Origin of the sequence: Nostoc sp. T09 (assembly GCF_002154695.1) — a bacterium.
GTDB lineage: Bacteria > Cyanobacteriota > Cyanobacteriia > Cyanobacteriales > Nostocaceae > Aulosira.
In genome coordinates, this window is record NZ_MTAV01000111.1 from 24,219 (window position 1) to 45,891 (window position 21,673).

16 protein-coding genes are annotated in these 21,673 nt (G+C 41.3%); 13 read left to right on the forward strand and 3 right to left on the reverse strand.

Annotated features, from left to right (window positions below):
• The first annotated feature begins 545 nt into the window (after positions 1-545).
• The 6 genes from BV372_RS21960 (at position 546) to BV372_RS21995 (ending at position 7,638) form a co-directional block, all read left to right on the forward strand.
• Positions 546-1,046, forward strand: coding sequence for a sterol desaturase family protein (locus BV372_RS21960; RefSeq protein ID WP_086688620.1), 501 nt, complete (start codon positions 546-548; stop codon positions 1,044-1,046).
• 801 nt (positions 1,047-1,847) lie between these two features.
• On the forward strand, positions 1,848-2,207 hold the full coding sequence (locus BV372_RS21975) for a VOC family protein (protein WP_086688623.1): 360 nt from the start codon (positions 1,848-1,850) through the stop codon (positions 2,205-2,207).
• A 133-nt stretch (positions 2,208-2,340) separates the two neighbouring features.
• Positions 2,341-3,633, forward strand: a complete 1,293-nt coding sequence (locus BV372_RS21980) for a recombinase family protein (RefSeq protein WP_086688624.1) — start codon at positions 2,341-2,343, stop codon at positions 3,631-3,633.
• Between the two features lie 790 nt (positions 3,634-4,423).
• Positions 4,424-6,043 (forward strand): glycosyltransferase family 39 protein, encoded by a 1,620-nt coding sequence (locus BV372_RS21985; protein WP_086688625.1) that lies wholly within the window; start codon positions 4,424-4,426, stop codon positions 6,041-6,043.
• A gap of 138 nt (positions 6,044-6,181) precedes the next feature.
• Entirely contained in the window at positions 6,182-6,850 is a 669-nt protein-coding gene (gene msrA / locus BV372_RS21990) for a peptide-methionine (S)-S-oxide reductase MsrA (protein WP_086688626.1), read from the forward strand.
• Positions 6,851-7,455: 605 nt separating this feature from the next.
• The gene (locus BV372_RS21995; protein WP_086688627.1) at positions 7,456-7,638 is read left to right on the forward strand and encodes a hypothetical protein; all 183 of its coding nucleotides are present in this window, start codon (positions 7,456-7,458) and stop codon (positions 7,636-7,638) included.
• A gap of 577 nt (positions 7,639-8,215) precedes the next feature.
• Here BV372_RS21995 and ftsH read toward each other — a convergent pair.
• The gene (ftsH, locus tag BV372_RS22000) at positions 8,216-10,102 is read right to left on the reverse strand and encodes an ATP-dependent zinc metalloprotease FtsH (protein WP_086688628.1); all 1,887 of its coding nucleotides are present in this window, start codon (positions 10,100-10,102) and stop codon (positions 8,216-8,218) included.
• A gap of 423 nt (positions 10,103-10,525) precedes the next feature.
• Between ftsH and BV372_RS22005 the strand changes: the two genes are divergently transcribed.
• The 6 genes from BV372_RS22005 (at position 10,526) to BV372_RS22030 (ending at position 15,696) form a co-directional block, all read left to right on the forward strand.
• On the forward strand, positions 10,526-11,071 hold the full coding sequence (locus tag BV372_RS22005) for an NADPH-dependent FMN reductase (protein WP_086688629.1): 546 nt from the start codon (positions 10,526-10,528) through the stop codon (positions 11,069-11,071).
• A gap of 454 nt (positions 11,072-11,525) precedes the next feature.
• Positions 11,526-11,801: a DUF485 domain-containing protein gene (locus tag BV372_RS22010; protein ID WP_086688630.1), complete on the forward strand. Its 276-nt coding sequence runs from the start codon at positions 11,526-11,528 to the stop codon at positions 11,799-11,801.
• Positions 11,802-11,857: 56 nt separating this feature from the next.
• The gene (locus BV372_RS22015; protein WP_086688631.1) at positions 11,858-13,435 is read left to right on the forward strand and encodes a sodium/solute symporter; all 1,578 of its coding nucleotides are present in this window, start codon (positions 11,858-11,860) and stop codon (positions 13,433-13,435) included.
• Between the two features lie 273 nt (positions 13,436-13,708).
• Complete coding sequence (locus tag BV372_RS22020) at positions 13,709-14,995, forward strand: serine/threonine-protein kinase (RefSeq protein WP_086688632.1); 1,287 nt, start codon at positions 13,709-13,711, stop codon at positions 14,993-14,995.
• A 151-nt stretch (positions 14,996-15,146) separates the two neighbouring features.
• Entirely contained in the window at positions 15,147-15,428 is a 282-nt protein-coding gene (locus tag BV372_RS22025) for a DUF4258 domain-containing protein (protein WP_179198186.1), read from the forward strand.
• 16 nt (positions 15,429-15,444) lie between these two features.
• Positions 15,445-15,696, forward strand: coding sequence for a type II toxin-antitoxin system MqsA family antitoxin (locus BV372_RS22030; protein WP_086688633.1), 252 nt, complete (start codon positions 15,445-15,447; stop codon positions 15,694-15,696).
• 779 nt (positions 15,697-16,475) lie between these two features.
• Here the strand turns inward: BV372_RS22030 and BV372_RS22040 are convergent.
• Positions 16,476-16,892 carry an aspartyl protease family protein gene (locus BV372_RS22040; protein WP_086688635.1) on the reverse strand — a complete coding sequence of 139 codons (417 nt, stop codon included), beginning with the start codon at positions 16,890-16,892 and terminating at the stop codon, positions 16,476-16,478.
• A gap of 240 nt (positions 16,893-17,132) precedes the next feature.
• Between BV372_RS22040 and BV372_RS22045 the strand changes: the two genes are divergently transcribed.
• On the forward strand, positions 17,133-18,497 hold the full coding sequence (locus BV372_RS22045; RefSeq protein WP_086688636.1) for a protein kinase: 1,365 nt from the start codon (positions 17,133-17,135) through the stop codon (positions 18,495-18,497).
• Between the two features lie 79 nt (positions 18,498-18,576).
• Here the strand turns inward: BV372_RS22045 and BV372_RS22050 are convergent, their stop codons facing one another.
• Complete coding sequence (locus BV372_RS22050) at positions 18,577-21,501, reverse strand: NHLP bacteriocin export ABC transporter permease/ATPase subunit (RefSeq protein WP_086688637.1); 2,925 nt, start codon at positions 21,499-21,501, stop codon at positions 18,577-18,579.
• Positions 21,502-21,673: the final 172 nt, after the last annotated feature.

A 21,673-nucleotide genomic window follows, 5' to 3' on the forward strand; every position in this document is an offset into this window, starting at 1 on the left:
ATATAGGTTAGCCACAGTGGAAAGCCTTTTGTAGTTTAGCAGTATTCCTGTTTCTACTAGACTTAACAATTTCCCAAAACGTCTTAACCTAAATTTGTACCGATTTTAACTCAACCTTTGCTAATCCTGTAAGCCTTAATAAGAAGATTGTGAAGTCAATATGCTAAAATACGGTATCCCGATTGGAGTTTAGATGTATTTATTTCATGAACCCAGAGCTAAAATTCAGATGATAGGCTCTTACAAGTTGCTTTGCAATACTTTCAGGGCATTAGATTCAGAACATAAAACTCTTTAAATAGTTTATTTTCTGAGCAAAGCAAGTAGAGTGTAGACTTACGAAGTTTATAAATACAAAGAGTTAGAGGAAACTGCGTTGCAGGGTTTCCTTAGTAGCACTGTGCAAAGAAAGTTTAGAACAGATGTTGACCTCTTTTATCGTGAATAACATCTTTCTATAGCCAGTGTTTTTAGCGTCTACATCTAAAGCATGACATCTGCATTTTTTTCTTTGGAGTTTTCTTAACTAGATGTGAGGAGTACAAATGCTTGAGGCTATCGCTGTTGCTTGGCTATTATTATTTTTTGGTGATTTCCTTTCAACCTTCGTTTACCATGTACCCGAGCATGTTTTTGGTAGCCTCCACCTGAAAACGCACCATTCTTGGAAAAAAGACTTCCGCCATTATGCTATTTTGACGTTAAATCCCCAGGTTTTATTAGATGGTATTCTGGGTGCTTTGCCTTATTTAGTAATGGCAGTAATTTTGTGGACTTTCTCTCCAATCGGTGTAATTTCTGGGCTAGTCTTGGGTCAGTTTCATGTTTGGTGGAGACACATCAGTGTTTTGGATTGGCAAACTCCAAAGCCTTTGACTATTTTGTGCCAGTTTTTCTTCATCACTACTCCTGAGAGACATTGGTTACACCATCAGAAAACTAACCAGGGTTTTGGCGATATTTTTACTTTCTTTGAGCAACCGTCACTCATCTGGTTGCGTTGGTTACGCCTGCTCAGGATTCGTTTTCGCTACTCGCGTGTCTAGCTGAAGCTAACATTTAATGGGAGCATCCCATTTATTTGGTAATACAGCCAAGATAAAAATAAATACACTCGATTCTGAATTCTGGCTGTTGAATTCAGAATTTAGTATTAATCAGTGGCACTTTAAATCCCCACTAATTGTTTTGCAGCAAAGTGAAAAAATGGTGGTTTTTTTAACATATTTATTCATTTGCAGCTAGCTCCTCCTGAATTATTTTTGTTTATCATGGTTGTAGTTAGTGTTAAAAATATAATTTTATTGCTAATCTTTTTTTGATATCTAGGTTGAAACATAAAAACTGGTACTCTGCATAATATAAGTAGATAAGCTAGCGTGATGCTTAGAAGCGATCGCGTGATTTGGATTAGTTCTGAACAAGCAGATTCAGTAAATCATAATTTTGCAACATCAAGCAGAGCAGTCGCTATTTTTCATCATCATAGTCGAAGGATACACAGGGACTGTCAATTTCCTGGGCGGGTTGGAATGAATTGCAGAAAATAATGGTAGAACAATTAACCTCAAATTCGTCAGGGTGAGTACAATCTATCGCTCCTTCTACCTTGCTGGAAAAAATACAGTCTTGGCAAATAGTTTGACGCGGCGATGGTTGGCAATACTCTTGACTTAACTGATCCTGGTAGTTTATTGAGCCTGACATAAGTCGAAATCCTGATTAAAGATGTGAATCGTTTAGATGCTGCTAATCCTTAACTCTCATCTTGCCACCTCTTTTTCAGAGATGATCTGTGGTTGAAATTAAGTCAAAATTTAAATAAACGCGATCGCAACTCACAGACAATGCAAATTACCAACAGTCTTCATACCGCCATTCTTGTTACTAACCTCGAACGCTCCGAACACTTTTATGGCAAAGTATTAGGACTAGCCAAAATTGATCGCTCCCTGAAATACCCTGGTGCATGGTATCAAGTCGGCAATTATCAAATTCACCTGATAGTCGCACCCTCATCTCCCACAGACGAGCAAAACGAAAAATGGGGACGCAATCCTCATGTTGCTTTCTGTGTTGCTAACTTGGACATCGCCAAACAAGAATTGCTCGATCGCAATTATCCTATTCAAGCCAGCGCCTCTGGTCGCCCGGCTCTCTTCACCCAAGATCCGGATGGGAATATTATCGAACTGAGTCAGCAGTGACGGAGGGGAGGGTGGGGAGTGTGGGGAGTGTGGGGAGAGTGGGGAGTGTGGGGAGTGTGGGGAGACAAGGGAGCCAGGGAAGAAATGCTCAATGCCCAATACGCAATGACAAATGACTAATGACTAATGACCAATGAAAATCATTGCTTACAGTTACACCGATCCTTTAATAGACTCTTCTTTTGAGCCAGGTGATTGGGGATGGGATGTGGATCGGGTTTATCTTGATTTGGGACAGCGATTGCAATTACAACAATTGTTTGCTGACTGCAAAGCTGAACCAGCAAGTTATCTCTTGATCCGGCGCTTGGAAGAGTTGGGTGATACTGTCAAGGAAGTGAGCGATCGCCTCAACGAACTAGAAGCAATGGATATAGTGGTGATTGCCACCGAACAACCTTACACTTCAGAAAAAGGGAATCTCCGCGCCGAATTGCTGAAATTGCTACAGGAGATCCAACGCCAGCAGCGTAGTCGTCGTATCCGTCAAGGACATGCGCGCAATCGTCTGGAAACTTCACCACCACCAGGTAAGCCACCCTATGGTTACCGCAGAAGTAAAGATAAATATATTATTGACCGGAGTACTTCTCCTGTAGTGAAAGATTTTTTTGAGCAATTTTTACTTTATGGTTCTTTGCGGGGAGCAGTTCGTTATTTAGCTAAAAAATACGGTAAGAAAATCTCTGTAACAACAGGGAGGCGCTGGCTAACTAATCCAGTGTATCGGGGAAATACTGCTTATAAAGATGACGAAATTATTTCTAATACCCACAGTCCGATAATTTCCCAAGAAGAAGCCGCCCAAGTGGACCGATTGTTACGCCGTAACAGTCGTTTACCATCTCGCACTGCTAGTGCGCCGCGATCGCTGGCGGGGTTGGTTGTTTGTGCAGAATGTCAATCCCATATGACTGTGACCCGTGTAACCCAGCATCGTCAAGACAAAGAGTATCTTTATTTACGTCCGATTAGCTGTCCTCAAAGTCCCAAGTGTCGCGCCATCGCTTATGAGAAAGTTTTGGACAAGACAATTACCAAGGTTTGTCAAGACTTACCCCTAGCTGTGGCTGGAATGAATTTTCCCCAATTAGATGCAATTAAGAATAGTTTAGGAGAAGCGATCGCTCGCCAACAAGAAATACTAACTCAGTTACCTGCTTTAGTCGAAACTGGGGTATTAGATGCAGAAACAGCAAAGTTACGCACATACAAACTCCGCACAGAAATATCTGCACTTCAAGCAAAGTTGGCTACGCTTCCACCAGTAAATTTGCGTTCTGTTGCTCAAGCTGTTTCAATTCCGCAATTTTGGTTAGATTTGTCAGAATCAGAGCGACGATTTTATTTTAGAGAATTTATTCGGCAAATTGAGATTGTTCGTCAGGCTACAGACTGGAACTTACAAATTATTTTCATCTTTTAATGGTAACCAGTAATTAATTTTAAATTACAGATTATATTTTTACTGTCTATATGCCGTTATATATTTGTGCTTTTGTATAGCGAGAATTAAGCAATAAGCCACGAAGATACTAAGAAAAAATAGTTATTATCTATCCTAGTTTATTTAGTTGGCGATCGCTACTTAGTAACTATTAAGCGAGCAGTTTGCTAGAGTAACTGAAAATTTTACCTAGCTAATTTAATTGCTAGATATACAAGCAAATTACCTCTGCTCCTACTGAGTGTTGAAGAAACTGTGGAGGCGGGTTTTGTTTATGTGAGGCTGTTTCTAACGATTTATCATGGATTTTATTTTCACTTTGTAATTAAACTAGCTAATTTTAAGTTTTTCAAATTACAAGTCAGAGAAATTTAATTAATTACCTTAGTTTGACAGTTAATCTTTGAAACACTGTAGCTATCAGTTCCTGAGATTTTACGAAACAAACTCGTAGTAATTAAATAACTAGATATCAAACCATATAAGAGTTTTCATAAAAAATATAGAGTAATTACCAATAAATACTAGAGGCAAACAGTGCTTTGAAAACTGTATTATTTATATCTTTTATTGAAAAAATATTCTTGATAATAGTAAGGTGAAAAAACTTAGATTATTTTCTCAAAAAAATTATTACTATTTTGAAAAAATGAGTTAATTTGGAATCTAGCAATTGCTAAACACACAGGTTATTACTGGGTGGCAACATTAGAGATTCGCTCTAATCTCTATGTAATCAAACCAGAAAGCAAAATGATTATCATAGAATATGCAAGAAGGAAGCTTTATTTGGGGTCATCTAGGAAAGCAACATCGCACAGTTGATAAATTGATTGATGGCATATGGCTAATTGTCCTGCTATTGGCAGCAGTGTTACTGTTTAGCGTCAATCTTGGGGGAGTACCACTACGCGATTGGGATGAGGGTACTGTCGCACAGGTCGCCCGCGAAATTTTGCGATCGCCAGCAGGTTCTCTGGGTTGGCTTTACCCAACATTGGGCGGTGAACCTTATCTTCACAAGCCGCCTTTGATGCATTTGCTAGTTGCTTGGGCTTATCAGCTGGGAGGTGTCAATGAATGGACTACCCGCATACCAGGAGCAATTTTAACAGCTTGTTCAGTACCTTTACTGTATTGCATTGGTCGAGAAATATTTCGCCAACGTTGGGCAGCTATTTATAGCGCCTTGATTTACCTAACAATGCTACCTGTAGTGCGTCATGGGCGATTGGCAATGTCAGATGGCGCAACGGTAATTTTTCTGATGGTCATGATGTTGTGTGTATTGCGATCGCGGCGCGATTTGCGTTACTGTCTGGGCATTGGACTCGGCTTGGGATTAATTTGCCTGACTCAAGGGATATTCGGCATATTATTAGGTGCGATCGCAATTGCATTTCTGTTTTGGGATACGCCCCGACTACTTACTTGTTACTATCTGTGGATAGCAATCTTCATTGGTATTTTACCAGCGCTGTGTTGGTATGGTGCGCAGTTAGTACACTACGGTCATACTTTCCTCCAGATTGCCTTTATCAATCCATCCATCAACCGAGTTGGGGCATTTTCACAGGATAATTTCCAGCTATCTTGTTACTATCTCAAAGAAATTTTGATGTATGCATGGCCCTGGCTACTGTTTTTACCGCATAGCTTACGCTTAACCTGGGAAAATCGCAATCTTAGCTGGGCAAAACTCGTACTGATCTGGAGTGGTGTCTATCTGCTGATAATTTCCTGCATGGGTAGCAAACTTCTCTGGTACCTGTTCCCAATTTACCCAGGCTTGGCTTTAGCTTTGGGTGCTCAAATCACAGAAACGGAAAATTTACCTTTACTAACAGCCTATCCCCGGTCTTGGGTAGCTGGTTTGGCAATACTGGCTTTAGCCGCTTCTGCTGGTAGCGTTTTTTTTAGTTCAAGTGGAACGCCTAAAACAGACTTACAGGTAATTTTTGCGGCAGTTGCTTTAACTATGACTTTAGCAGCGATTTACGCAGAGCGAGGCGACGGGCAATTCCTGAAAATTCTGTTTTGGGGAAGTTATATTTCGCTGTTGCTGTTGATGAAAACCAACTACTGGGTTTGGGAATTATGGGATGCTTATCCAGTTAAACCAGTTGCCAGCATGATAGCACGGGCAAATCCAGCAGTCAGGAAGATTTACACATCTTTTCCTTACAGTCGTCCTTCCTTAGATTTTTATAGCGATCGCACGATTATTCCTGCTTCTTTCGGGGAACTGCAATACTATTGGCACTACAACGGCCAACCCTATTTCCTGGTAAACGCTTCTGCCTACAACAATCTCCAACTGGATTCGATTAAGCTAATTGACCAAGCTGAAGGTTGGAAACTGATTACCAAGGATATCAATCGGCTATAGACTTAGTACCGCTACGTGGAAGTCAAAAGCCAAGGGTCACGGCATCATCTATTGCTATGGCAGCAAAATACATCCGCAGCGATCGCTAACCAGAATCGTTAAAATATTAAGTAAGGTAAAGATATTTATGAAAAATCAATGGCATTATTTGGATTTGGCAAGAAAGCAGTAATACCCACCCCTGAGGAAGCTTTACCAGGAAGAGCACAATCAATGCGGGTTCCTGCTAATCACTATGTTAACGGTCATCCGCTAACACCTCCTTTTCCTGAAGGATTAGAAAAAGCTTTATTTGGCTTAGGCTGTTTTTGGGGTGCAGAACGCAAATTCTGGCAACTTAACGGAGTTTACACTACCGCAGTAGGTTATGCTGCTGGTTTAACGCCCAACCCCACCTATGAAGAGGTATGTACCGGATTGACCGGTCATAATGAGGTGGTATTGGTAGTATTTGACCCAACAGTGATTAGTTATTCCCAACTGCTGAAAGTTTTTTGGGAAAGCCACAACCCCACCCAAGGGATGCGCCAAGGTAATGATGTTGGCACACAGTACCGCTCTGGAATTTACGTATACTTTGAAAATCAACGCCAGCTAGCAGAAGCATCACAAGAAGCTTATCAACAAGCTTTAAAAGATGCAGGCTATGGAAAAATTACCACAGAAATCTTGGATGCACCTGAGTTTTACTACGCCGAAGGTTACCATCAACAGTACCTTGCCAAAAACCCGAATGGGTATTGTGGTTTAGGTGGGACAAACGTTTCTTGTCCAGTGGGGATTGCCGAAACACAGGTGAGTGGGTAAGCTATCTAGCTCAAAATTATGAGCGATCCGTACAGAAACTTACGTGCTTGGACTTGATGATCTGTTTTCAACATCCTGTCCACCTGGGAGAAACCAGTACCAATTGAAGCCTCTGTAATTTAGAGGCTTCCAATTGCTGCTGTGTTGTACAAAAAAGCTGTGCCAAATAGCTTATAGGTTAATTGGCACAGCAGTAACGTACTACATACAAGCTTGTATTGAGTCGCTGCATTTTTATGTTCACAGACCTTGTACAGTAAGGTTTTAAGCCCCAAAGTTTTTACTTAAGAAGAGAAACAACTAATCTTCAGCCACAGACTGCATAATGAGCGCGATCGCACTTTGTTGGATCAAGATATCTACATATCTACACCAAAAAAGACTGGTTAGACCCAAGCTCATGAGAAGGTGCGACCGCATACAAGTGTTGCGATGTCATAGCTCAGCAAGGTGGGGAAGTATTAATTAAAACATGACTCAATTATTATTTTAAAATGGCTTAAAATCATGTTTTATCTAGAATAAAGCTGTAAATTGAAGAACTTAAGCTAAAATTAACCATTTTCAAGTATTGCTGATTATAGCGTACCAAGGAGTACTGGTCAGTGCCATCAAATGAGCTTAAGGTTGATAAAATCTATGAAATTGAATTTCTTAATGGTTCGAGATTGGTAGCAAAGTTTACAGGTTTTAAAAATGGGCGTTACTATTTTCGCGATCAGGACGGACATGAGTTTTCGATCGCTAACAGCACCATTGAGTATCACCATTTTTATCGATTAGATTAAAAAAGGTTTGACGATATCGCTGCTAATGCTTAATACACACGAACTTGAGGCATTAGCTGCTCGCTAGAGGGGTGCGATCGCATAGACCATTCAAAAAGTAACCATGCTCACACAAAAGCTTAATGGTTATATCTGTCCTATGGGGCTGCAAGAATCAATAGCAACGAATGAAACTAGAAAAAGGAAAAGACAAAACCTGAAAAGTTTCTCCCTCGTAAGCGGTATATCATCGCTCACGAGGCTTTGTTTGTCTAAGTGCGATCGCTCCCGTTAAAACTTAAAACCCAGTTGTAATAAGAGACAATTTATAAAGTAAATATTAAGTAGGGGAGGCAAAAAGCGGTGTGGATGTTCCTCCCGCTTTATTGCCGTTGTGTTACGGCTATGCAAGGATTTAGGAGTTTGAGAGAGTGATTATTAGCCGTAACGCACCATCTTTCTCGGTGCGTTAAGCGTTGCTATAACGCACCCTACGATTTAAGCTTTACTTTATAAATAACCTCTAAATGTTTAGTTGTTGATTACTAAATCGGTATTCTAGTAGTTGGCAATTCAGCACCAACTACTAGCTTTATTGCTAATGAGATACAGCTATTTTTTCATCAGCTACCTGAGCATGTTCGGCAACAATTTTGCGGAATAGTTCGCCTTCAATTGTTTCCTGGTCTGACAACAAATCTACCAAGTGCTCTAAAGCTACACGATTTTCTTCCAATATTGATTTTGCAGTTTGGTAAGAATTGCTGATAATTTCCCGAACTTGTGAATCAATCTTGGCAGCAATTTCTTCAGAATACTCTGATTTATTCATCCAATCGCGGCCTAAAAAGACTTCTCCGCTCTGATTTTCTAGAGATAAAGGGCCTAAGGTGGACATCCCAAAGCGCGTTACCATTTGTCGTGCTAAATTTGTTACCTTTTGCAAGTCGTCTCCTGCACCAGTAGTTACTTCTGGCTTCCCAAAAACAACTTCCTCAGCCGCGCGACCACCCAAAATAGAGGTAATTCTGCCTTTAAGTTGGGCGCGGGAAATTAAACCTTGTTCTTCGTTAGGAGTAAACCAAGTCAATCCTAATGCTTGTCCTCGTGGGATGAGTGTGACTTTTTGTACTGGGTCGTGGTCTTTGAGCAATGTGCCTACCAAAGCATGTCCAACTTCGTGGTAAGCAATTAAACGCTTGCTCTTACTATCTACCAAAGCAGTTCCTTCCATCCCAGCGACTACCCGATCTACAGCATCATCAATTTCGAGGATGGTAATCGCTTCTTTGCGGCGTCTGGCGGTGAGAATTGCCGCTTCGTTGAGTAGGTTAGCTAAATCTGCACCTGTAAATCCAGGTGTGCGCCGCGCGATCGCATCTAAGGATACGCTAGAATCGATTTTCTTATTCCGGGCATGGACTTTCAAAATGTCCAAGCGCCCTTTGAGATCGGGTGCATCAACAATTACTTGGCGGTCAAAGCGTCCGGGACGCAATAATGCTGCATCAAGTACATCAGGACGGTTAGTGGCAGCAATAATAATGATGCCTGTGTTACCTTCAAAACCATCCATTTCGGTGAGCAATTGATTTAGGGTTTGCTCTCTCTCGTCGTTACCGCCTCCAATCCCAGCACCCCGCTGTCTACCTACAGCGTCAATTTCATCGATGAATATTAGACAGGGGGCATTTTCTTTAGCTTTCTTGAATAAGTCGCGGACGCGGGATGCACCAACACCCACAAACATTTCCACAAATTCCGAACCGGAAATGCTGAAGAATGGGACACCTGCTTCCCCAGCGATCGCTTTTGCCAGTAAAGTCTTACCTGTGCCAGGAGGACCAATTAACAACACACCTTTAGGAATACGCGCACCTACAGCAGTAAATCTTTCTGGCTGTTTCAGGAATGTGACGACTTCTTGCAGTTCTTCTTTCGCTTCTTCTACCCCTGCAACATCGTCAAATTTTACTCCTGTTTTCGCCTCCATTTGAAAGCGAGCGCGAGATTTGCCAAAGTTCATCGCTTGGCTAGAGGCATTGGTGGAGCGCCGCAAGAACAATAGCATTAAAGCCACCAGTGGCAATATCCACATCAGGTTAATCAATAACCCCACGGCTGCTCTACTATTAGCAGAGGAAACCTCAGCAAAATCCACATTTTTTTCTTTGAGTCTATTAATTAACTCTGTGTTTTGCTCTAGAAGTTTTACCTGGATTGGCGTATCTTTTTGACCAACCAAATATACCTTTGCTACATGTTCAGCTTCATCAAGCTCGACTTTTGCAACTTCCCCTTTTTCTGTTTTCTTGATCAACTCCCCATAAGTCAAGGAGTTGCGCTCTGCTTTTTGTTGTGCCAAGACTGGATTGCCAGCTAAAATCCCTGGCAGTAAGATCAAGCTGGCGGCTAATGCACCAGCCCAAGAAACACGCTTTGCCGATAGCTGTTTGTTCAATGCTTTTTTACCTAAAACTGTCATAATAATTACCCTTTTCCTGCTGGCAAAAGCTGAGCGCTAATTTTATGCCTATTCTTCTAGCAAAAATTGAAATAACGGGAAATAATTGTTTTCTCATCTAGTTTAACTTCCACATAAAACCATTTCCCAGTCTTTCTCCATCAGCTTTTAGGAATACACCTCTATTAATAAGGGGAATGACCATCAAAACTGGTTTTTAGCTCCCAGATTGGTTTGTGTCAGCATACATAGTATCTATTCTGTCTAAATTCTGATTTAGCTGTGTTTTTACTCACTTACCATCAAATTATCCCTAGTATTGTAATTTGACATATTACGCAACAAATCGCTACTATAAACATAGTCGTAATGATTCCGTTTTTCAAGAACTCTAGTGAGAATAGTTGATTAGTAAATTGTGTTACTTACTTTGTAGGTGAATTTATGGTAAAAATTGTTGGCATTGGTGGTAGCTTAAGACCCAACTCCTATACCCAGATTGCTTTACAACTAGCAGCGCAAAGGGTAGAAGCACTAGGAGCAGAAGTAGAAATTCTCGATTTGCGACAGTTGCAGTTACCATTTTGCAACGGTGGCAAGGAATATCCAGATTATCCAGACGTTCAACGGTTACGGGATATTGTGGCTCATGCCGATGGTTTGATTTTAGCCACACCTGAGTATCATGGCGGCGTGAGTGGTGTACTGAAAAATACACTAGATTTGTTAAGTTTTGAAGAACTGTCCGGTAAGGTGACAGGACTAATTAGCGTATTGGGAGGACAGTCGAATAGCAACGCCCTCAATGAACTCCGGCTAATTATCCGCTGGGTACATGGATGGGTGATTCCCGAACAAATTGCTATTGGACAAGCTTGGGGTGCGTTCAATTCTGAAGGTAAGCTGCTAGATGAAAAACTCTCCCAAAGGTTTGATCAGTTTGCTCAGAGTTTAGTTGACAACACTCGCAAGTTACGTGGAGTTAGTTAGAAATATAAGTTCAAACTTTTCAACGCGAACAAAAATATTACTTTTTTTCGGGCAGCACGATCGGTTTCTAAAAGCCGTGCATCTGAAAAATAGCGGTGTTTCCCTTCCATAATCAGAGGTTTCCGCTTTTTCTTTACACCTCTGGATGCTTCATACCTGATAACGCTACAAGGGGCTTTGACCCCATAAAAAATTAGTTTGTTTGTTCGCGTTGAAATTGCAGTTCTGCGATCGCACCTAGAGACGTTCCAATGGAATGTCTCTAGTTTTTTGTTTTGTCATCGTTATTGAGATTAAAAGTTTCAGATTTTATCTAGTTATTCAAAAAATACTAACAGTTATATTTTTTACAAAAAATTGTTATGCATTTACTAATAATTTTTAAGTAGATTACATAGAAATCAACTTCAATGAGACAATCTGAACTTATCTTCTTCAAAAATTAACCGAAGATATGGACGATCGCAAAAAAGCTCTCCAATCTATTGCTAATGACCGCTGGCGGGTGTCTCTGCTTCTAAGTGGAGCCATGATGTTGATTTATTTTGGCTTTATTCTGCTGATTGCATTTAATAAGCCTTTATTAGGGTCAATAATCTTTCCAGGGTTGAGTCTTGGCATTTTGTTAGGGGCACTGGTAATTGTCTCAGCGTGGGTATTAATTTTTCTTTATGTGCGCTGGGCAAATAATAAATATGACGAACGAATCAATAATCTGACACGCAAGTGAATTGGCTAAAAACTATTAGCTATGTGTGTATCAAAAATCCAAAATTGTAATCAAATATGGGCATAAATAGTGTTTGGTATAACTTTCCACTAGCTGTTGGGAATCTTACCAGTCTAGGGCATTTCAATCCTTTGGCGATCGCCTTCTTCTTGCTGTTTGTGGCGTCTTCCCTTGGTATTACTTTCTGGGCGGCAAAGCGGACTAAAAGCACATCCCACTTCTATACGGCTGGAGGTAATATCAGCGGTTTCCAAAATGGGCTAGCTTTAGCAGGAGACTTCATGAGTGCAGCTAGCTTTTTAGGAATTGCTGGGCTAGTTGCACTCAATGGCTTTGACGGCTTAATTTATTCCATCGGCTTTTTGGTGGGCTGGCCCATCGTGATGTTTCTAATTGCCGAACCACTGCGAAATCTAGGTAAATATACTTTCGCTGATGTGGTAGCTTATCGCTTGCAGCAAAAACCTGTACGCATTGCCGCTGCAATTGGGACATTAGCAGTAATCAGTTTTTATTTAATTGCCCAGATGGTAGGTGCGGGTGAACTGGTCAAATTGCTGTTTGGTTTTGATTATGAATTAGCCGTAGTCATCGTTGGTGGCGTGATGATGGCTTATGTAATTTTTGGTGGCATGATTGCTACTACCTGGGTACAAATTATCAAAGCAGTTCTGCTGTTAGGCGGGACTATCTTGTTATCTGTTTTGGTATTGGCAAAATTTGGTTTTAATCCTTTAAATCTGTTCGCCGCCGCCGCTGAAAAGTATTCAGGTGTATTGGCCCCAGGTAAACAAGTTTCCGATCCCTGGGATGCAATTTCCTTGGGGATGTCATTGATGTTCGGGACTGCGGGATTACCTCACATTCTGATGCGCTTCTACACAGTACCGGATGCCAAAGCTGCGAGAGTTTCTGTCACTTACGCTACAGCTTTTATTGGCTTTTTCTATCTTCTCACCTTTATCCTGGGCTTTGGGGCAATGGTGCTGGTAGGTCAAGATGCAATCAAGCAAATTGGTACTGGTGGTAACATGGCTGCGCCGATGTTAGCCGAATTTCTCGGTGGTGACGCATTCCTAGGCTTTATTGCTGCTGTATCTTTCGCCACAATTTTAGCGGTAGTTGCAGGTTTAACACTTTCTGGCGCAGCGGCATTGTCCCATGATTTGTGGGTAAATGTGGTGCGAGGAGGTCATGCCAATGAGTCAGAACAGCTAAAAGTAGCTCGCGGTGCAACAATGCTTTTAAGTGCATTGGCAATTATCCTGGGTATCTTATTCAAGGGACAAAACGTAGCTTACATGGTGGGTTTAGCATTTGCGATCGCAGCTAGTGCTAACTTCCCAGCTTTACTGCTATCGATGCTGTGGCGACGCTTTACTACCAATGGTGCGGTAGCAAGTATGTTAGTAGGAACCTTCGCCTCTTTAATATTGATTTATTTCTCTCCCACAATCCAGGTAACAATTCTCAAGCACGCTGATGCACCTTTCCCATTAAAAAATCCTGGCTTGGTGACTATTCCCCTAGCATTTATTGTCGGGATTGTGGTTTCTCTAATGTTTAGCGAAAAACAAGCAGAAGAAAAATTTGCAGAAGTTGAGAACCGCATCCACATCGGTTCCCAAAATTGAGTAACGGATTTTTTGTTTTCTTATGGGGTGAGGGCAAAACTCATCCCATAATTATTTCTATCAAACTTGAGATCGTTACTTAGCCAACACTTTAGTACTATTTGTATTCTTTTAATCGAATCTTAATAAAGATGAAAAGCTGTAAAAATAAATGCAATATTGTACGCTACCCTGTAACCTGTTGCCTATGATGATATAACGCAAAGATAGAGTTTCTATTCATAATGAAATAAAACTACCATACCACGCAAAAAATAGCTCTAAACTCCACCTATGCAACTTTGGACACCCAATCAATCATTGCAAAACGGACGCTTTATTGTGCAAAAAGTCCTTGATAGCGGTGGTTTTGGTATTACTTACAGTGCCCTTGAACAACGCACAGGTCAATTATTTGTCATCAAAACCCTGAATCACCTGCAACAAACACGAGCAGACTTTGACGAACAACAGGTAAAATTTATCAACGAAGCAGTGCGGTTAGCCCAGTGTAGTCATCCCCATATTGTGAAAGTTAACGAAGTCTTCAAAGAAGGTGAACTTTGGGTAATCGTAATGGAATATATTAATGGGCAAGATTTAGCTAATTATATTGATGAGCGTGGACAGTTATCAGAACTTGAGGCGCTACGCTACATAGAGCAAATTGGACAAGCTTTAGAATATATCCATGCCAAGGGATTTTTACATCGGGATATCAAGCCCAATAATATTTTATTGCGACGCAGTACACAAGAAGCTGTATTAATTGACTTTGGGCTAGTCCGTGAGTTTCAAGGCGGGAAGACGGGTAGCATGACAAATGCCAAAACTGAAGGTTATGCACCGATAGAACAGTATGAAAGACGGGGAACTTTTGCTGCTTACACAGATGTTTATGCTTTAGCCGCGACAATGTATAGTTTGCTAACTGCGGAAGTTCCCTTACCAGCTAATTTTCGCAAAAGTGGTATAGCTTTACACCCGCCAAAGCAATTTAATTCAGCGATTAGCGACAGAGTGAATAAAGCAATTCTCCAGGGGATGGCGTTGAAAGTGGAAGAACGTCCTCAGACTGTGCGGGAATGGTTAGAATTACTCAATTCTAAATTGGAAGTTGACAGTCTCAAATCTGCTGTGGGGATGAACTACACGAGACTGCGTGACTTACTTGTAGTAGGGAAGTGGCGAGAAGCGGATGAAGAAACAACGCGTGTCATGCTAGCTGTAGCGGGGAGAGAAAAGGAAGGCTGGCTTCGAGTTGAAGATATTGATAACTTCCCTTGCGAAGGCCTGCGCACAATAGACCAGTTATGGGTAAAATACAGCAATGGGTGCTTTGGCTTCTCTGTGCAAAAGCGCATTTATCAAAGTCTGGGTGGAACCAGAGAATATAACTACGAAATTTGGAAAGCCTTCTACGTCGCAATAGGCTGGAGAAAGGACGGAACGTGGATGTACTATAAAGACCTAACTTTTGACCTCACAGCACCAGTAGCCCACCTCCCTAAGGAATTTTGGTATTTTGGGGAAGGAGTTGTTTTAGGTCTGTTCTCTCGCTTCGAGACTTGTAAACTTTAACATATAAAGCTTACAGAAAATTTTTCAGATTTATAAACCCATCATTTTCCACGAAGCCTTGCGGGTTGTAGCTTTCTGTTACCTGGCACTGGGCATTCTCCCTATGCTTGGTAGAATTTTGTAGTCCGGCAAAATCCCTACCTGACACAGGATGTTCGATGAAATTCTACAAAGAATGCGAGAGAAAGTTACATTACTTCAGTATGTAATGACACTCCACGCAGAAGAAGAAATGAACGATGACAATTTAACAATTTATGATATTGAACAAGCTATTCTTTCAGGCGAAATACTAGAACGTCAAAAAGATAAAGTAACTGCTGAATCCAAATACCGTATTCGAGGTACAAATGAAGATGGCTTAGAAATGGAAGTTGTTGCCAAGCTAGGTGTGACTGGAAAGTTAGTTATCATTACAGTATATCAATTATAAGACGGGAAAATATTATATGAAATGTGACTTTTGTGGCAACGAAGAAGTAAATATTCGTAAGGTTGCAAGGAGTTATGGCAAAGGTAAAGATTTACTAGTAATTGAAAATATTCCTGTTATTAGTTGTCCTGAATGTGGCGAGAGTTATCTCACAGCAGAAACTTTGCATGAAATTGAAAGAATTAAAAGTAATAGAAAAAGTTTGGCGGTTGCACGTTTTGTAGAAGTGGCTAATTTTGGTGAAGAAAATCCACCTGTCGCTGTCTAAAATGTAGGGTATGTTATGCCGTAGGCTAACGCACCGTCAATTGCTTTTCTAGACATTGACAACTTGATCGTGATGCAACAAAGTTTGAAGTACTCCAACACGATGTTGAAGACGATCAAAACGATATTGATGACGATCAACACGATATTGACGATGATAAATACAATGTTGATGACGATCAACACGATGTTGATGACGATAAATACGATATTGACGACGATAAATACGATATTGATGACGATAAATACGATTTTCAAGTACTTCAACACAAAAAGTGGAAGTTGTTGCCCAGAGGTGATAAAGTCTGGATTCAATATGATGGTTGTGCCGAACCTTTAGCACAAGCACTGATATGTGCAGATGTACCTAAATAAGATATTGTATTAGCTTTCCATCCAGAAGAATTACGAAAATCTACGGGTTTTGCGCTGTCTTGAATTCTTATTTAAGGTTAATTATTTTGAAGCACATAGGTAAGGGTTTAGCATTGCTGATTGGTGTCAACTTAAGCTAAAAATAGCCTCTCTCTTAGCTTCCTCATCCGCCTGGGAATGAATTCCCAGGCTAATAACTCAAGTCTACTGAAGTAGACTAAGGATTTGGAGAGAGATTTAGTCATCTTAAGATGACTTTCGCTATGAGCAAGGAACTGAAGTTCCTTGCGGGACATCATCGGTTAATAATTACGAATTACGAATTACGAGAGGCGCAGATTCCCGACTTCTTAAAAAAGTCGGGAATCTAATTATTCAAGAATGATTTAGTACTGCTATATTTTTTTATTTAATCATCGCTACTGGATAATCAGGATTAGCTGGATTTGGTATTAATATTTGATTTTTACAGTCCACCAGTAAATCCAATTTTTCTAAAATTACCTGTCCAATTAATACTTCATTACCAACCACTAACGCCTCATCAATTGTTGTACGTCCTTCACATTCAATAATAATGGGGCCAGTTACACCTATAGTTTCTTGACTACCATTTGCATATTGTGCAACTCGTTGTCCGACAATTCTTAACCCCAGTTGTTCTACTCTCTCTGGTGGAATTACTAAAGAAACTGCGCCTGTATCTACTAATCCGATAACTTCACATTCTCGGAGTAGATTAGGTGCTAGTAAGCCGCGAAGTATTAATTCTTCATCAACTGCATTTTTTAATTTGATTGCAACTCTCACTGCGCCCATCATTTACTTTACCCTCATTAACCATCAACTTACAGCGGATTTCATATGAATAAGGTACACCCGTAGCGGGCAAGATGCCCGCACCACAAGAGTTATATTGTTGATTTTTATATCTCATGTACCTGCAATCTGCTGTAATTTAAAAATTTTGTGTTGCAGAAAATAACGCAACCTATGTACTACTACAATAAAATATACTGAAGTCAAAATTACACATTTATTATGAGACCATTTATAAAGTAAATGGTCTCTAAAGTTACCCTCACTATTACTAAAAGCCAACTTCCCGGAAGACAATATACTTTTGATTCGCGCACTCTTTGTATTATTGGCAGAAGTAATGAATGCAATATCCAACTACCAGATGATGCAGAACATCGGACAATCTCCCGTTATCATTGCCTGTTAGATATTAACCCACCTGCAATTAGGATTCGGGATTTTGGCAGTAAAAACGGTACTTACGTCAACAATGAAAAAATCGGTCAGCGTCAACCCGATCAAACGCCAGAAGAAGCAGCGAAATTAAAATTTCCAGAGTATGATTTATGCTCAGGCGATGACATTAAACTCGGTAATACTATTTTTACACTTAATATTGATAATCCCGAAGAAATTATTATTCCTAACTTTTTTCCTCAGACAGTTAATGCGAATCAAGATTTAACCCAACCACCAAATTTTTTAGAGGTAATTAAACGCTGGCTAGGTTTGGCGGCGAATGGTAATCAAAATTTGCAAATGATTCGCGGTTACAATCTCATCAAAATATTAGGGAAGGGTGGTTTTGGCGAGGTTTATTTAGCACAGCATCATACTTCTGGTAAATTTATTGCTTTGAAGGTAATGTTACCTGCGATCGCAGCCAATGAAGATGCTGTACAAAGGTTTTTACGGGAAACCGAGAATACGAAAGCTTTGCAGCATCCCAATGTGGTGCAAGTGATCGATTATGGCTTTTTTGAAGGCATTTTCTTTTTTACAATGGAATATTGCTCAGGCAGCACTGTTTGGGATTTAATGCAGCAGCAAGGTGGGAAATTAGCTGTTGATATTGCTGTCCCAATTATTCTGCAAGTTCTCAACGGGTTGGAATATAGCCACAATACAGAAATTCCTTATGTGAAATTAAAGGATGGTGGCTTTGGTAAAGGTAGGGGTTTAGTTCACCGCGATTTAAAACCGGGTAATATATTTCTCACCTACAATGATGGCGAATTAACTGCAAAAATCGAAGATTATGGTTTAGCTAAAGCATTTGATTTAGCAGGTTTAAGTGGGCAAACTATGACAGGAACTAAAGCCGGAACTCCTGTATTTCTTCCCAGACAGCAATTACGAAATTTTAAATATGTGCAACAAGATGTAGATATTTGGGCGACTGCGGCTTGTCTTGATAATATGTTGACAGGGACTTATCCAGGTAATTTTAGCGGCAATGACCCATTTTTGGCAGTGTTGCAAAATGATCCTGTACCAATTCGCCAACGTGACACAAGTATTCCACCCAAGTTAGCAGAGGTGATTGATTTGGGGTTGTTAGAGAAGCCGGAGATTTACTTTAAGAGTGCAGTAGATTTTAAGAATGCCCTACTAGCTGCATTTTAATAATTCTTTAGCTTTCTACCTTAATTTCATACAAGCGATCGCACATCATCCCTGACAATAGCCCTATTCGGATTTTTGCTCAAAGCATTTGTCTTGCCATTAGTTGAGCAAATAGCCCTGGTTGATTTGCCAATTGTTCAAAACTTCCCTGTTGCACAACTCTACCGCCTTGCAACACATAAATGCGGTGAGCATTACGAATGGTGCTGAGACGGTGAGCGATCGCAATTCGGGTGACTTGTAATCTTTCTAAACTTTCACTTACAATTGCCTGGGTTCTATTATCTAAAGCACTCGTAGCTTCATCAAATAGCAATATCCGGGGTTTCAAGGCTAAAGCACGGGCAATCAACAGCCGTTGTCTTTGTCCTCCTGAAAGGTTAGTACCCCCCTCACTGACAACAGTGTGCATCCCCATTGGCATGGTTTCGATATCATCAGCTAAACCGGAAGCACGGGCAGCTTCCCAAGCTTCATCCATTGTAATTAAAGCGCCACTAGCAATATTATCGAAGATTGAACCTGACATCATGCGGCTATTTTGCATCACCACACCTAATTGTCGGCGAACAGCATTGACATCTAACCCAGCTAAGTCTTGTCCATCGTAGTAAATAGTGCCAGATTCAGGGAGGTCAAAACCTAGTAGTAACCGGAACATAGTCGATTTGCCACTGCCAGAAGGACCGACTAAGGCGATAAATTCTCCAGGTTCCGCCTTGATTGTCACATCATCTAAAATCAGGGGACCATCATCTCGATATCGGAAAATCGCATGGTCTACTAGCAGTTTACCTGTGAGTCTACCGGGGTCGGTTTTGCTAGCAGCTACTTCTGGTATGGCTTGGAGAATCGGCTGGGCACGTTTCCACGCAGGTAAGACTTGCAACACGTCTACTATTGTCGTGCTGAGGTTGGTAGCACCACCAATAAAGCTGCCAAAAGCCGCATTAAACGCGAGAAAAATCCCTGTAGATAAGCCTGTTCCTGGCTGTGATGTTTGCTGAATCATCGTAGCCGCCACCCAAAAGAGTAGAGCATTGGTTAAAGCTGGCAGTACTTTATTAATAACGGCAACAGAGTCTTCAATGCCTTGGGTACTCAGCATGAGTTTTAATTGATCGGTATACTGTTTACCCCAATAGGCAAAAGCCCTGGCTTCCGCGCCAGCAACTCGCAGCTTTGTGACGCCATTAATTAACTGCACCATCAAACCAAAGATTTGTCCTTCTTGTTCTAGTAAAGGTCGTACCTTGCGCACGGTGAGTGTACCAGAAACGACGGTGACACCAATATTCACAATCGCGATCGCACAAGCCAAGAGAGCTAAAGCACCACTGTAATAAAACAGTAGCCCCAAATTGAGCAAGGCAAAAAAGCTGGAGAAAATCGTTTTAAGTACCGTGCTACTCAGTTTATGGTGAATTTGCGAGATGGAACTAACCCGAGATTTCAAATCCCCAATCGAGTACTGGCGGAAAAAAGACGCCTTCAGATTCAATAGCCGATCCCATACCGCCGCTTGGGTAGAAGATTCCGCAAACGTTTCTAGTCTGATGATTGCAAATGCCTGGGCAAGTTCAAACAGAGTTTGTCCAAAAGCTGCTGCTAACAAACCCAAGGCGATTTGGATTAATAATGCCCGGTTAGCATCTGGAATAGCGTTATCTATCAGGATGGCAGTAGCTTGTGGTGTCAGCATCCCCAGTACGGTGGTGCAAACTCCAGTCACCAAAATTAACACTAGCTCCTTCTCATGACCTCGCACCGCAAACTGTACCAAATCTTGGAGATTTAATTTTTTCTCAGGCAAAGGTCGATAAAATGCGTATGCTGTCGGGGCTAGCTTGGCAGCACTGCGAGCATCTACAGGAGTGCGGGTCATAGCCCAAGGATCGTAAATCTCGTAACGATTGCCTGCAACCCGCAACAATGCCACAGGATGGTCGTCCTCCAGAGTGTAAGTCAGCATGGGGCTGGAGTCTTTTTTCCACCATTTATCAGTTAAGGAGACACGACGCATCCGAATTTGCGAAGCCCGCGCGATCGCTTCTAGGGGATCTTGTAACCGTTTGAGGTTTTCTGACTTAGCTGGTGGACGAATAGTTATTCCCATCGCTTTGCCCACCGCACCAGTCGCCACAAGTAAAGCTTGGTCTGGATCGTCAACTGGTATCGCTCCCGGAGCCAAAGCTGTTTTCCGGCGTTGCAGCACGGAAGACAGTTCTCCCAACGTCTCCTCCATCACTTGATAATTGAGACGTTCCTTCTCCTGAAATCTACGTAACTCCGAGAACATCTCTGACTGCTCTAGCAGGTCGATAACCAAGAGAAAATGGTTTGTCAACCGAGATAAACTATCCAATAAGCCTTGAGTATTTTGGATATCTAAGGTACTAGCAGTTGCCAGTTCAACTATGTCATCTGCTTGCAACCACATATCTTCACTCATGGGTAACAGTCCGGATGCAAAACTCAACGGCACCTCCGCCAAACCCATCCAACTGGCGCATCCTTGCTGAATTTGTACCCAAGAGACTGCACCTAGTTGGGGCTGAAAGATATCACCTTTGCGTAAGGAATAGTAATTAATTGTCTCTGGTTTGACTGCCATTGCCGGAGCAGCGATTTCTGATATTGTCAAGCCTAGATGCTGAATCCAGCCCTCTAACATCTCCACAGCTTCTTCATCGGCATTAGTAATCAACTTGCTAAAATCTTCTGCCGATACTTTGACAACAGTTGTTTCCTCCATTGACACCGCTAGGATTTGGCGCTGTTCCCCGCTAGTAGAGGTAGCGAACATCGCTTCTTTGTCGCCGATGGTAAATAAATAGCGGCGAGAACCCTCCGGCACGCCATTCTTCACCGTCACGGCGAACATTGCCATCGAACCGGTTTTCACTAGCCAAACAGTCTGCGGGTCATTTAGGAGTATTGGCTCATTACCTTTAACAATATATTGTTCTGCTTGTGGAATGATGAGTCTGATTTGCTCTAGCATCAGTCACTTTACTCCCCGGAAAAAGTTTTAATTTAAATTTTTTAGATAAAACTTACGTACATTTTCTAAATTATTGGCGGTTCTATACCCAGAACATGGTGGGCACTGCCCACCCTACAAATACCTTCGCGCACTTCGCGTCTTTGCGGTTCATTAATTTCATCCTTAATTT

Coding starts and splice junctions, on each gene's coding strand:
- BV372_RS21960 (WP_086688620.1), top strand. CDS start 546: ATGCTTGAGGCTATCGCTGTTGCTTGGCTATTATTATTTTTTGGTGAT.
- BV372_RS21975 (WP_086688623.1), top strand. CDS start 1,848: ATGCAAATTACCAACAGTCTTCATACCGCCATTCTTGTTACTAACCTC.
- BV372_RS21980 (WP_086688624.1), top strand. CDS start 2,341: ATGAAAATCATTGCTTACAGTTACACCGATCCTTTAATAGACTCTTCT.
- BV372_RS21985 (WP_086688625.1), top strand. CDS start 4,424: ATGCAAGAAGGAAGCTTTATTTGGGGTCATCTAGGAAAGCAACATCGC.
- msrA (WP_086688626.1), top strand. CDS start 6,182: ATGGCATTATTTGGATTTGGCAAGAAAGCAGTAATACCCACCCCTGAG.
- ftsH (WP_086688628.1), bottom strand. CDS start 10,102: ATGACAGTTTTAGGTAAAAAAGCATTGAACAAACAGCTATCGGCAAAG.
- BV372_RS22005 (WP_086688629.1), top strand. CDS start 10,526: ATGGTAAAAATTGTTGGCATTGGTGGTAGCTTAAGACCCAACTCCTAT.
- BV372_RS22010 (WP_086688630.1), top strand. CDS start 11,526: ATGGACGATCGCAAAAAAGCTCTCCAATCTATTGCTAATGACCGCTGG.
- BV372_RS22015 (WP_086688631.1), top strand. CDS start 11,858: ATGGGCATAAATAGTGTTTGGTATAACTTTCCACTAGCTGTTGGGAAT.
- BV372_RS22020 (WP_086688632.1), top strand. CDS start 13,709: ATGCAACTTTGGACACCCAATCAATCATTGCAAAACGGACGCTTTATT.
- BV372_RS22025 (WP_179198186.1), top strand. CDS start 15,147: ATGTTCGATGAAATTCTACAAAGAATGCGAGAGAAAGTTACATTACTT.
- BV372_RS22030 (WP_086688633.1), top strand. CDS start 15,445: ATGAAATGTGACTTTTGTGGCAACGAAGAAGTAAATATTCGTAAGGTT.
- BV372_RS22040 (WP_086688635.1), bottom strand. CDS start 16,892: ATGATGGGCGCAGTGAGAGTTGCAATCAAATTAAAAAATGCAGTTGAT.
- BV372_RS22045 (WP_086688636.1), top strand. CDS start 17,133: ATGGTCTCTAAAGTTACCCTCACTATTACTAAAAGCCAACTTCCCGGA.
- BV372_RS22050 (WP_086688637.1), bottom strand. CDS start 21,501: ATGCTAGAGCAAATCAGACTCATCATTCCACAAGCAGAACAATATATT.